This window comes from Rhodococcoides kroppenstedtii, from assembly GCF_900111805.1.
In the GTDB taxonomy this organism is placed as follows: Bacteria; Actinomycetota; Actinomycetes; order Mycobacteriales; family Mycobacteriaceae; genus Rhodococcoides; species Rhodococcoides kroppenstedtii.
In genome coordinates this window covers 34,208-46,621 of record NZ_FOJN01000004.1, presented here as the reverse complement: position 1 = coordinate 46,621, position 12,414 = coordinate 34,208, and the positions used below count along the sequence as shown (strand labels likewise).

The following is a 12,414-nucleotide window of genomic DNA, read 5'->3' as shown; positions in this document are numbered from 1 at the left end:
AGGAGTGCGGTCACCGATGGGACATTAGCCTAGAGAAAGCGAACGAATGGTGAACACGAATGGATCCGCGCCTGTCCGGACCGTGGCGGTTCTACAGTTGCCAGTCGCCCAGGCCGTCGTACCCGCTCAGGACGCCTCCGGCGGTGTTCTGCACGATCACCGGATCGCCCTTCTGCACGGTCTCGTAGAACCATTTCGCGTCCTCGGTGCTGACGTTCAGGCACCCGTGGCTGACGTTCGCGACGCCCTGGCTGCCCACCGACCACGGGGCCGCGTGCACGAAGATCCCGCTGTTCGACATCCGCGTGGCGTACTCGACGTACGTCCGGTAGCCCTCGGGGGCGTCGACGGGCACACCGTAGGTGGACGAGTCCATGTACATGTCGCGGTAGCGCTCGCCGATGACGTAGGTGCCGTTGGGGGTCTCGTGGCCGGGCTTGCCCATCGACGTCGGCATGGTGCGCACGACGGCGCCGTTCCGCGTCACGGTGATCGTCTTGGTGGCGTCGTCGGCCGTCGTCACGATCGCGTCGCCGACGGTGAACGTGCTCGTGAGGTCGCCCGCGCGGACGGTCACGTCGGTGTTGGCCGGCCAGAAGGCGTCCGGCCGCCACCGCACCTGACGGTCGGAGAACCAGAAGAACCGGCCGGGGACGTCGCCCGCGGACGTGGTGACGTCGATCGCGCGTTCCGCGACGGCGCGGTCGGCGATCGGCGCGGAGAACCGCAGGATCACCGGCTGCGCGATGCCGACCACCTCACCGGCCGACGGGTTCACCGCGGGGGTGGCGAAGTTCGCCGGGCCGCGCTGGGGCGGGGCGGGCAGCTGCGGGACGGTCGGCAGCGACGGCGGTGCGGGCAGTCCGGGCAGAGTCGGCAGCTCGGGCGCCGGCGGCAGGCCGGGCAGCGAGATGTCGGGGCCGCCGGGCCACAGCGGCGCAGCGGCGGCCGGAGCCGCGGTGGCGATCAGGCCGGCGGTGACGACGACGGCACCGACCGCTGCTCGCACCACGGAACCGGGCGTACGACGAACTCCCATGAGCGTGAACCATCCCTGTCGGTCTCGAACTGTCTCGGGTTCCGTCATTAACACACAGACGAGGACATCGTCGCCAGTCGGGTACCGTGGCGGGTCACACGAGATCGAGGTCAAGCCACGGCGACGGTCACGGGTCACCGAACGCTGCCTACGGGCGCGTGCACGAGAGAAAGGCCTGACGCCGTGGTGGTCGACGACCGGGGACAGGAGTCCCAGCGACCCCTGCCGGCTGCGCCGGCCGAGCGACATCTACCGGCTGCGCCGGCCGAGCGACACCTGCCATCGGCACTGTTCCCCGATCGCGCGGAGAACGGCCTGAGTTCGCTGCTCGGTCCGGACAGCCTGCACACGTCGTTCCAGCGCATCATCGATCTGCAGACGGGTGCCATCGTCGGGTACGAGGCCGTCGTCGGCGGTCCCGCGGACTCGTCGTTCGCCGATCCCGCCGCCCTCGCCTCCGCCGCGCGCGCGATGGGTATGACGCCGGATCTCGACGCCGCGCGGTGGAACGGCGCGCTCGCCGCCGCCGCTCGCGAGGACAAGCCCCGCGAGGTGCCGCTCTTCATCGCCGTCGATCCCGATTCCCTCACCGATCTGCCCGACCTGCACGATCAGGACGCGGGCGGCGCGGTCCTCCAGTTCGACGAGACCGCCCTGATCCGGCGCCCGGCGCACCTCATGCGCGTCGTCGCCGAGGTGCGACGACTGGGGTGGGCGATCGCCGTCGACCACGTCGGCGTCCGGCCGGAATCGCTGGCCCTGCTCCCGCTCCTCGAGCCCGACGTCGTCAAGCTCGATCGGACGTTGCTCGCGACGCGCCCCAATCGCTTCACCGCGCGCGTCGTCAACGCCGTCGCCGCCCAGGTGGAGCGGACCGGTGCGATCGTCATGGCGGAGGGCATCACCGACGAGGCGTCGGCGCTCGCCGCGCGGGCCATGGGCGCGCGGGTGGGCGAGGGGCCGCTCTACGGATCGACGACGTCGCTCTCCGGCGACAGTCCCGTCGGCTCGCCGCTCGAGTTCGGGACCGCACGGGCGCGGGGCGCGACCCCGTTGTCCACGCCGTACAACCTGGCGGCCGGCGGCCTCGACGTACGCCGGGCGAGCAAGCGCCTGCTCATCGAGATCAGCAAGAACCTCGAGTCGATGGCCACCGACAGCCGCCAGACCGCCCTGATGATGGGCGCGTTCCAACACATCCGTCACTTCACGGCGCTCACCGGCCGGCGGTGGGAGCTGATGGCGCAGAACGCGGCGTTGGTCGGCGCGCTCGCCGAGAACATGGGCACCGAACCCGCGCCGAAGATCCGCGGGGCGGGGCTGCCCGCGTCGGATTCGTTGCGCGAGGAGTGGGACGTGGTGGTGCTGTCACCGCACTTCTCCGCCGTGCTCGCGGCGCGCGATCTCGGCGACGGCGGCCCGGACATGGACCGGCGCTTCGACTACGTCCTCAGCCACGACCCGACGCTCACCATCGAGTGCGCGCGATCGCTCGTGGCCCGGCTGCCACCCGAGCGCAGCGGGAGCTGACGCCGACTCGCCGTACCCGGGGTCAGACGACCTCGGGCACGACGAGACTGTGCACGAATCGCATCTTCTCGAGCACGCGCGCGGGGAGCACGAAGGGGTACAGGTCCTGGTGCCCCATGGACCGGTTCAGCTGGTTGAGCGCCCAGGTGAGCGGGAGCCACCAGTCGATGATGCGGTCGAACCCGACGTCACCGGCGAGCGGCGCCTCGAACGTCGAGCCGGCGGGGGCGAAAGCGTAGGCCGCCGCGGTGTCGAGCGTGTCCCGGATGTGCAGGTAGTGCGCGAACGTCTCGGCCCAGTCCTCGGACGGGTGCATCGTGGCGTACGACGAGACGTGGGTCTTCCGCCACCCGTCGGGCGCGCCCTCGCTGTAGTGCCGATCCAGAGCGGCCTGGTAGTCGTCGTCGGGGTTGCCGAAGAGTTCCTCGAACCGCCCGCGGTGCTCGCCGGTGCCCACGAGCACCGTCTGGTAGTAGTGCCCGATCTCGTGTCGGAAGTGGCCGACGAGGGTGCGGTAGGGCTCGTCCATCGACACCCGCAGTTGCTCGCGGTGCGCGTCGTCGCTCTCGGCGAGATCGAGGGTGATGAGCCCGTTGGCGTGGCCGGTGATCACGTGGCGGTGAGCGCTCGACAGCAGGTCGAAGGCGAGCCCGCCCGACGGATTGTCGTCGCGCCCCTCGATGGGCAGGTGCAGCTCGTCGAGTTCGAGGATCACCCGGCGCTTGGCGGTCTCGGCCGCGGCGAACTCGGCCATCGCCTCGGTGTCGCTGTCGGCGGGACGGGTCCGGGTGAGGGCGCACGACGCGCACAGCGTGGCACCCGACGACACGTCGACCAACCAGTTGCACCGCGCCCGTTTGATGTTGGCGCAGCGGCCCCACACGGTGCCGTCGACGGTGACGGTCAGATCGTCACCGAGCACCTGGATGCTCCGGCCGGGAAGGTGGAAGCCGAGCCGACTGTCGCAGGACAGACAGATCGAGTTCTCGAAGGACAGTTGCTGACCGCATTTGCGGCAGAAGAACACTCGCATGGATTCCGGGTAACCTTCCTCACGCCGTCGGACTCGGCCGACAGCGACGCCACCGTTCGGGCGAGCGTCGGATACCCAGCCTAGCCGTCGTGACACGCGCCTCGAACCGCCCGCGCAGGGTTTGAGAACGGGGGGCTCGGTCAACTCTGCGGCCATGACTGATTCGACGCAGAAGACGGCTTCGTACACGGTTCCGGGCATGTCCACCGAGGACGGCGGACGCGTGGCAGAGATCCTGCAGGATCGGCTGAACGCGCTGAACGATCTGCACCTCACCCTCAAGCACGTGCACTGGAACGTGGTGGGCCCGAACTTCATCTCGGTGCACGAGATGCTCGACCCGCAGGTCGAGGCCGTCCGTGGATTCGCGGACGACGTGGCCGAGCGCATCGCGACCCTCGGCGGGTCGCCCAAGGGCACGCCCGGCACCATCGTCGCGCAGCGCTCGTGGGACGACTACAGCATCGGCCGCGCACCGGCCATCGAGCACCTCGGCGCCCTCGACCTGGTGTACTCCGGCGTCATCTCGGACTACCGCGAGGCGATCGAGAAGACCGGCGACGTCGATCCCGTCACCGAGGATCTCCTGATCGGCCACAGCGGACAGCTGGAGCTCTTCCACTGGTTCGTTCGCGCGCATCTCGAGAACGCCGGTGGTCAGCTCTCCACCGCGGGCGCGTCCTCGGAGAAGGAAGCCGCAGCCGACGCCGACTGACCCGAGACGTTCACGGGCAGCGCCGCACCCGACCGACGGGGTGCGGCGCTGTCGTGCGTTCGGTGTAGTTTGCCCGCGTGAGCGACTCGACCATCACCACCCACCGCGAGCGCGTGCGCGGATGGGTCGAGCGCATCGCCGACGCCCGCCGCGGGGACAGCAGTGAGACCCTCGCCGCCGCGTTTCTCCTGGCTGCCACGCTGGCCGCGCTGGTGTGGGCCAACTCGCCGTGGGGCGAGACCTATCAGGCCTTCTGGCACACGCCGCTCTCGATCACCGTCGGCGCGCACGGCATCGAACTCGATCTCCAGCACTGGGTGAACGACGGGCTGATGGCGTTGTTCTTCTTCGTCGTCGGCCTCGAGGTCAAACGCGAGTTCGCGATGGGCGAGCTGCGGGACACCTCCCGTGCGGCCGTGCCGATCGTGGCCGCCGTCGCGGGGCTGGCCGTCCCGGCGCTGCTGTTCCTGGTGCTCAACCCGTCCGGTCCGGCGTCCGCGGCCTGGGGCGTGGTCATCTCCACCGACACCGCCTTCGTCCTCGGTCTGCTGGCCGTCGTCGGGCCGTCCCGCGCGCTACGCCTGCGCGTGTTCCTCATGACCCTCGCCGTCGCGGACGACGTCGGCGCCCTGGCGATCATCGCCGTGGTCTACACCGACGATCTGCGCGTCGGCCCTCTCCTGGTGTCGTTCCTCGGCCTCGCGCTGGTGCTGCTCCTGCGGCGGATGCGCGTGTGGCGGGGTGCGGGATACCTCGTCGTCTCGCTCGTGACCTGGACGGCGATGTACCTCTCCGGCGTCCACCCCACCCTCGCCGGCGTGATGATCGCCCTGCTGCTGCCCGTCTACCCGCCCCGGCGGCGGGAGGTGGAGCACGCCGCCGCGCTGACGCGGGCGTTCCGCCAGTCGCCGAACCCCGAGTACGCGCGGGCCGCTCGGCTCGGGCTCGAGCGGGCGGTGTCGGTCAACGAGCGCCTGATGCGGCTCTACCAGCCCTACACCGCGTTCCTGGTGGTGCCGATCTTCGCGCTCGCCAACGCCGGCGTGGTGCTGAGCCGCGAGACGCTCACCGCGGCGGCCACGTCTCCGCTCACGTGGGGCATCGTGCTCGGGCTCGTGATCGGCAAGTTCGTCGGCATAACCGGCGCCACGGCGCTGTTCGCCCGGATCCGGCCGCAGGCGCTGGCACCGGGACTGACCTTCCCGCAGATCGCAGGCGGCGCCGCACTGTCCGGCGTCGGTTTCACCATCTCGCTCTTCATCGTCGACCTCGCGCTCGAGGACCCGTTGCTCCAGGACGAGGCGCGCGTGGGCGTGCTGTCCGCGTCCGTGATCGCGGCGCTGCTGGGCTGGGGTGTGTTCGCCCTCGGCGCCCGGCTCGCGCCCCCGCCGGCGGGCCCGCCCACGAAACTGCTGCGGCCGGTGGGTCGACGCGACCACGTTCGCGGCCCGGTGGACGCGCCGCTCACCGTGGTGGAGTACGGCGACTTCGAGTGCCCCTTCTGCAGCAAGGCGACGGGCGTCGCGCGGGAGCTGCGCGAACACTTCGGCGACCGCGTGCGCTACGTCTTCCGGCACTACCCGCTGGACGACTATCACCCGCACGCGCGCTACGCCGCGCAGGCCGCGGAAGCCGCTGCGGCACAGGGCAAGTTCTGGGAGATGCACGACACGCTGTTCCGCCACAGCGACGACCTGGAGCGCGACGCGGTCGACGGGTACGCGGCCGCCGTGGGCCTCGACATGGAGCGCTACGAGGAGGACATACGGACAGGCGACTTCGTCACCCGCGTGGAGGACGACGAGCTCGACGCGCTCACCAGCGAACTGCCGGGGACACCCGCCTTCTATCTGGGGGGTGCCGACACGCCGCGTCGGCACGACGGCCCGCACGACACGGCGACGATGATCCGCGAGCTGGAGAAACTGCTGCCCTAGCGGTGATCCGGGACCCTGTTGCCGTCGTCGTCCCAGTGTGCAACGTCAGGTGATGACATAGCCGAGTTGGCGGCCTGCGGTATCGATCGGTCCGGCGAGCGCGGGGTGCGTCAGCGGCAAAGACAGCTCAGGCCGCACGGGGAACGCGTCCTCGACACGTTCGACCAGGGCGATGCACACGCTGCCCGCGAACCGACCTCGGTACATCAGCCCATCGAGGTCGGCGTGCGCCCGGTGGATATTGCGCGCCCAGTGCTGGGTGCGACCGTGGGCCGCGGAATCCAGTGCGTGATTACCGCCGACACGGGTCGCCCACGCGCCGCCGTCGATCCCGGACACGTCGAGTAGCCGAAGCGGCCGTAGACAGCGCACCCCGGTCAGATATGGATCGCCGTAGTGGCGGTCGATGACCCGCGCCGACTGAAACGCTTCGGCCAGTGCGCCGCGGGGACTCGATGCGCCGTACCAGATGCCGTAGTCGGGATGCTCGTCGCGAGGACGGGGGTGATGGTCGAATCGCAGGATCGGTCCGAACGTCCGCAACCCGTTCCACGGGAGAACGTGGCTGCCGGTGGTGCGGTGTACCCGCCACAGCACATCGGTGGGCTGCCACGCTCGTCGTTCGCCTGCGAGGATCCCCGCATCACGGAGGGTGACGATCGACGGAGGCGGCGGCAGCATCGCCGCCACCTACGCCGACTCCCAGGATGCAGCAGTCAGTACTTCGACGACCTGCTCGATCTCCCGGTCGGCTCCGGCAATACCGCTGAGCCACTGCACGATCGACACGGGGCGGCCCTCGACGGTCAGAGACGGCTGCGGCTCCGTGAGAAGCGCCTGAACGGTCAACGGGTGGAGTGTTCGGTCGAACAGCGGCATCACCTTGTCCAGGTGAGGCACCGGACCGTCGGCCGCGAACTGGGCGCGGGGGAGAAGCCGGGTCGAGCCCGAATCGAAAGACCACAGGGTTCCGTCGGCCAAACGTTGACGAACCCTGGCTGTGGTGACCCCGAGATGCTTTGCGGCCTGAGCCACCGAGAGAGAATCTTGAACCAGGTTCTGCATCCTGATGTGGCGATCCAGCCGCGCCGCCGTGGCAGCTGTCGGATCCGTGACGAACCCGGCCTCCCGGAGCACAGCGGCGTCGTGCTCGGACAGGGCGGGCTCGGCCGGATTCGATGCACTCAGCCCGTGCACGATCTGAGCGAAGAACGCGCGGGTGAAGTCGGCGCCCGTCACTTCTCGTACCGCGCTCTCGAAGTCGAGGTCACCGTTGCGGTAGCGGTCTTCGACGCTCCGTGCCGTGTTGTCCATCATTGCGTCCTTACAAGTATTTGCGTCCTCAAATCAAGAATAGTGGGAGCGCATGGATCTGCGCCAGGACGGCCCGCACGACACGGCGACGATGATCCGCGAGCTGGAGAAACTGCTGCCCTAGCGGTGATCCGGGACCCTGTTGCCGTCGTCGTCCCAGTGCTCGGCCACCTTCTTCGACGGCTGCACGCGCGGGGGCTCCCCGGGCATCTTGGGATAGTCGGGCGGGAAGTTCAGCTCGCCGCCGGGCAGGGTCTCCCACAGCTGCAGCAGCGGGTCCAGCGAGAACGCCTCGTCGTCCATGTCCGCCCAGGGGTCGCCGTCCGCCAGGTAGTCCGGCACGGTGTGCAGCGTGTAGGCGCGAGGATCCCGCGTCTGCGCCAACGTCGACCACGTCATGGGGGTACTGACGGGCGCGCCGGGCCGGGCGCGCAGGCTCCACGCGCTCGCGATGGTGCGGTCCCGATTGTTCTGGTTGTAGTCGAGGAAGATGCGCTCCCCGCGCTCCTCCTTCCACCAGGCGGTGGTCACGCCGTCGTCACGCCGTTCGAGTTCGCGCCCGAGACCGATCGCCGCGTGCCGGACGTCCTCGAACGTGTACTCCGGGTGGATCCGCACGTAGACGTGGATTCCGCGGTTGCCGCTGGTCTTGGGATAGCCGCGAAGACCCAGCTCGGCGAGCAGTTCGCGCGTCACCTCCGCGACGCGCTGCGCGTCGGCGAACGTCGTGCCCGGCTGCGGGTCGAGGTCGAGACGCAGTTCGTCGGGCCGGTCGACCTCGGGACGACGGACGGGCCACGGGTGGAAGGTCAACGTGCCCATCTGGGCGGCCCAGACGAACGACGCCGGCTCCGACGGACACAGCTCGGCCGCCGTGCGCCGACTCGGGAAGGTGATGTCGACCGTCTCGATCCAGTCGGGCGCGCCCTTCGGCAGCCGCTTCTGATAGAAGCCGTCGCCGCCCTTGTCCTGCGGCCCGGTGGCCAGGCGCATGCCGTCGCGGTACCCGTCCGGCCACCGTTCCATCGCCGTCGGGCGATCGCCGACGGCGCGCATCATCGCCGGCCCGACCGCCGAGAAGTACTCGCACACCTGGAGTTTGGTGATCGCGGGTCCGGCCTCGGTGGCCTCGTAGATCACCCGATCGGGGCTGGTGACGCGGACGTCGCGCTCGCCCGCCCGCACCGACGCGGCCGGTGTCGCCATCACGCACCCGCCAGGATGTCGGCGACGTCGTACCGCTCGGGGGTGTCGAGCTGGTCGTAGGTGCAGCTCAGGGGATCGCGGTCCGGCCGCCACCGCAGGAAGCGCGCCGCGTGCCGCAGCCGGTCCTTCTCCATCTGGTCGTACGCCACCTCGAGCACGCGCTCGGGACGCACCGGGATCCACGTCCGGTCCACCCCGGACCGCCATCGGGTCTGCTCGCCGTCGGAGACGACGTCCTCGCCGATCCGCAACGGTTCCAGTTCCTTCTGGTACTCGATTCGCTTGGCGTCGGTGAACGCCGACGCGCCCCCGATCATCTGCAGCCGGTCCCCGTTGTAGAGCCCGAGCAGCATCGACCCGATACCGGTGCCGGACTTGTGAATTCGATATCCGATGAGCACGCAGTCGGCCGTCCGGGCGTGCTTGACCTTGACCATCTCCCGCTTGTTCGGCAGATACACCCCGTCCAGGCGCTTGGCCACCACCCCGTCGAGACCCGCGCCCTCGAAGCGGTCGAACCACTCCGTGGCGAGTGCGGCGTCGTCCGTCACCCGGGTGACGTGGCACCGCGGCGACTCCCGCGGCTCGAGGATGCCCTCGAGCGTGGACCGCCGCTCGGCGAACGGGCGGCCGGTCAGATCGTCGTCACCCAGGGCGAGCAGGTCGAACGCCACGAAGCGCGCGGGCGTCTTCTCGGCCAGCATGCGAACGCGACTGTCCGCGGGGTGGATTCGTTCCGAGAGCGAGTCCCAGTCCAGGCGCCACGACCCGTCGCGCTCGAGGGAGACCACCAGCTCCCCGTCGACGACGCAGCGGGTGGGCAATTCCTCCTTCACCGCGGCCACCATCTCCGGGAAGTATCGAGCCAGGTCCTTGCCGCCGCGTGATCCGAGCACCACCTCGTCCCCGTCCCGAAAGACGATGGTGCGGAAGCCGTCCCACTTGGGCTCATAGGACCAGAGTGCATCCGGTGCACCCTGGTCCGGCACCACCTTCGCGGCCTTGGCGAGCATGGGCTGCAGCGGCGGCATCACGGGGAGGTCCACGTCCGCCATCCTCGCACGAGACTCCGACGTCCCACGGGCTTACAGTGACCGCCATGCCTCTTCTCCGGACACGCCGCCCGAGCCCCGTCGCGCTGCTGCTCGGCGTGGTCGCGGCGGCGCTTCTGGCGGCCGGCTGTTCGTCCACGGTCACCGGCACCCCGGTCGCGGCGCCGACCACTCCGGCGGCGTCCTCCACCTCCGAGATCCCGAACGATCGCCTCGTCCCCCCGACCAACACGGCGTCGGGCGGAGACGTGTCCATCGACGTCGCGCCCGGTGACTGCGTACGCCTCGGCGGCACGGTGAACGACGCGACCATCGAGGAAGCCGCGTGCGGCTCGGACGAGTCGAACTACGTCGTGGTGGCGTCGTCACCGACGTCGAGCGGGTGCCCGTCCGACGTCGACCAGACGTACTACGAAACTCTCGACGGCGTCGAACAGGGCGCGCTGTGCCTCGACATCGACTTCGTGGTGGGCGGCTGCATGGACCTCGGCGGCGAGGATCCAGTCCGCACCGACTGCTCGGAGCCGATGGTCGACGGCGTCCGCGTCGCCGAGATCGTCCAGGACTCCGTGGACGAGTTCGACTGCGACACCGACCGCGCGTACGTGTACGACGAGCGGGAATTCGTCGTGTGCTTCGACAGCCCCTGACCGACCGTGATGGACGCCCCGCGCCTCCGCACCCCTCGCGGGCGATGGATCGTCGCCGCGACCGTGCTCGGCTCGTCGCTGACCATGCTCGACGGCACCGTCGTGAACATCGCGCTTCCGGCCATCGCCGCCGATCTCGGTGCGACCGTCTCGGGGCTGCAGTGGACGGTCACCGGCTACACCCTCACCCTCGCCGCATTCGTGTTGCTCGGCGGCTCGCTGGGTGATCGCTACGGCCGCGCCCGCCTCTTCGCCGTCGGGACGGTCTGGTTCACGGCCGCGTCGGTGGCCTGCGCGCTCGCCCCGACCGTCGACGCGCTCGTCGCCGCCCGCGTGACCCAGGGCATCGGCGCCGCGCTGCTGACGCCCGGATCCCTGGCCATCCTCTCGGCGTCACTCGATCCCCGCGACCGCGGCGCGGCGATCGGGCTGTGGTCGGGACTCGGCGGGGTGGCCGCTGCGGTGGGACCCGTCCTCGGGGGCTGGCTGGTGGACCTCGCCGGATGGCGGTCGGTGTTCTGGATCAACGTGCCGCTGGGTGTCGTCGTTCTGGCGGTCACCGCCCGCCACGTCCCCGAATCACGGGATCCCGACGCCACGGGTCGTCTCGACTGGTTCGGCGCGGCTCTGGTCGTGGCCGCGTTCGCCGCGGTCACCTTCGGCGCGATCGACGCGAATGCGGTGGCGGTGGGACTCGGGCTCGTCGGCGTCGGTGTGTTCGCCGCGTGGCAGCGACGCGCCCACCACCCCCTGGTGGCGCCGGCGCTGTTTTCGTCGCGGACGTTCGTCGGCGCGAACGTGGTGACGGTCGCGGCGTACGCCGCGCTGGGCGGGGTGTTCTTCCTGCTGTTGCTGCAGCTGCAGACCGCGCTGGGGTACGACGCGATCACGGCCGGCGTCGCCACGCTGCCGATCACCGCCGCGATGCTGTTGTTGTCCTCCCGCACCGGCGCGTTGGCGGACCGCATCGGCCCTCGAATCCCGATGACGGTGGGTCCGATCGTGGCCGCACTGGGGCTCGCGCTGATGACGCGCATCCACCCCGGCGCGACGTACGTCGGGGCGGTACTGCCGGCTGTCGTCGTGTTCGGGGTGGGGTTGTCGATCCTGGTCGCGCCGCTGACCGCGGCGGCCATCGGATCGGTCCCGAGCGAGCACGCGGGTGCGGCGTCGGCGGTGAACAACGCCGTGGCGCGGACCGCTCAACTGCTGGCGGTGGCCGCGCTGCCCGGCCTCGTGGGCATCACGGGAACCCTGGACGCGGACACGGTGGGGCGGGGCTTCACATCGGCCATGTGGATTTGCGTGGCCTTGCTCCTCGCCGCTGCAACGGCAGCGTTCGCGCTGGTCCGAACGCCCGTGCGCGTCTGACGTCAGTCGGCGAGGCAGGCGACCTGCGGGTCCACCCGCAGCTTGGCCAGCGCGCTGCGGATGCGCGACTTCATGGTGGAGACGGGCACGCCCATGCGATCGGCGGCCTCCGCGTAGGTCAACCCCTCGAAGAACGCCATGAACAGGCACTCGCGCTGCCGGCTCGACAGCTCGGCCATCGCGTCGAGCACGGGTCGACGGTCGAGGAAGCGATCGCCGCCGTCCGCCGAGCCGATGGCGGCGTCGAGCATGGCCCACTTGGATTCGCGGTCGGACCGGGACTGCTCGGACCGCACCCGGTCGATCGCGCGGCGGTGGGCCATGGTGACCAGCCAGGCCGCCGGGGATCCCTGGGACGGCGAGAACGTGGGCGCCTTCTGCCAGACTTCGAGATAGACGTCCTGCACGCACTCCTCCGAGAACCCGCGGTCGCGCAGGACGCGGAGCACGGCGCCGTAGACGCGGGACGACGTGAGGTCGTAGAACCGCGCGAAGGCCACCCGGTCACCGCGCCCGACGGCGAGGAGGAGGTCCACCAGCTCACCGGTGGCGGTCTCGGAACGCCGG

At 70.3% G+C, this 12,414-nt stretch carries 12 protein-coding genes; 5 read left to right on the top strand and 7 right to left on the bottom strand.

Annotation, left to right across the window (positions count from 1 at the left end; all coding sequences use genetic code 11):
- Nucleotides 1-91 precede the first annotated feature (91 nt).
- Nucleotides 92-1,039: a L,D-transpeptidase gene (locus BMZ18_RS05890; protein ID WP_074922017.1), complete on the bottom strand. Its 948-nt coding sequence runs from the start codon at nt 1,037-1,039 to the stop codon at nt 92-94.
- A 183-nt stretch (nt 1,040-1,222) separates the two neighbouring features.
- Between BMZ18_RS05890 and BMZ18_RS05885 the strand changes: the two genes are divergently transcribed.
- A complete protein-coding gene (locus BMZ18_RS05885) occupies nt 1,223-2,569 on the top strand; it encodes an EAL domain-containing protein (protein WP_068104675.1) in 1,347 nt (448 codons plus the stop codon).
- Between the two features lie 22 nt (nt 2,570-2,591).
- Here BMZ18_RS05885 and BMZ18_RS05880 read toward each other — a convergent pair whose 3' ends face one another.
- On the bottom strand, nt 2,592-3,602 hold the full coding sequence (locus BMZ18_RS05880) for a zinc-binding metallopeptidase family protein (RefSeq protein ID WP_068360578.1): 1,011 nt from the start codon (nt 3,600-3,602) through the stop codon (nt 2,592-2,594).
- A 154-nt stretch (nt 3,603-3,756) separates the two neighbouring features.
- On the opposite strand from BMZ18_RS05880, the gene BMZ18_RS05875 reads away from it, so the two are divergent.
- On the top strand, nt 3,757-4,317 hold the full coding sequence (locus BMZ18_RS05875) for a Dps family protein (protein ID WP_068360581.1): 561 nt from the start codon (nt 3,757-3,759) through the stop codon (nt 4,315-4,317).
- Between the two features lie 92 nt (nt 4,318-4,409).
- Nucleotides 4,410-6,254, top strand: a complete 1,845-nt coding sequence (gene nhaA, locus BMZ18_RS05870) for a Na+/H+ antiporter NhaA (protein ID WP_139203867.1) — start codon at nt 4,410-4,412, stop codon at nt 6,252-6,254.
- 45 nt (nt 6,255-6,299) lie between these two features.
- Here nhaA and BMZ18_RS05865 read toward each other — a convergent pair whose 3' ends face one another.
- From BMZ18_RS05865 to BMZ18_RS05850, 4 genes are all read right to left on the bottom strand, one after another.
- Nucleotides 6,300-6,935 (bottom strand): RES family NAD+ phosphorylase, encoded by a 636-nt coding sequence (locus BMZ18_RS05865; protein WP_068360654.1) that lies wholly within the window; start codon nt 6,933-6,935, stop codon nt 6,300-6,302.
- 9 nt (nt 6,936-6,944) lie between these two features.
- Nucleotides 6,945-7,493, bottom strand: coding sequence for a MerR family transcriptional regulator (locus BMZ18_RS05860; protein ID WP_244516435.1), 549 nt, complete (start codon nt 7,491-7,493; stop codon nt 6,945-6,947).
- Nucleotides 7,494-7,688: 195 nt separating this feature from the next.
- Entirely contained in the window at nt 7,689-8,774 is a 1,086-nt protein-coding gene (locus tag BMZ18_RS05855; protein ID WP_068360587.1) for a DNA polymerase domain-containing protein, read from the bottom strand.
- Entirely contained in the window at nt 8,774-9,820 is a 1,047-nt protein-coding gene (locus tag BMZ18_RS05850; protein ID WP_068360657.1) for an ATP-dependent DNA ligase, read from the bottom strand. Before BMZ18_RS05850 ends, BMZ18_RS05855 begins: the two co-directional genes overlap by 1 nt.
- Before the next feature lie 53 nt (nt 9,821-9,873).
- Here BMZ18_RS05850 and lppU point away from each other — a divergent pair, with 53 nt between their 5' ends.
- Both lppU and BMZ18_RS05840 read left to right on the top strand, forming a co-directional pair.
- Nucleotides 9,874-10,476, top strand: coding sequence for an LppU family putative lipoprotein (gene lppU / locus BMZ18_RS05845; protein WP_068360660.1), 603 nt, complete (start codon nt 9,874-9,876; stop codon nt 10,474-10,476).
- A gap of 9 nt (nt 10,477-10,485) precedes the next feature.
- Complete coding sequence (locus BMZ18_RS05840) at nt 10,486-11,847, top strand: MFS transporter (protein WP_068360589.1); 1,362 nt, start codon at nt 10,486-10,488, stop codon at nt 11,845-11,847.
- A gap of 2 nt (nt 11,848-11,849) precedes the next feature.
- On the opposite strand, the gene BMZ18_RS05835 is transcribed toward BMZ18_RS05840, so the two are convergent.
- A complete protein-coding gene (locus tag BMZ18_RS05835; RefSeq protein WP_068106726.1) occupies nt 11,850-12,386 on the bottom strand; it encodes a sigma-70 family RNA polymerase sigma factor in 537 nt (178 codons plus the stop codon).
- Nucleotides 12,387-12,414: the final 28 nt, after the last annotated feature.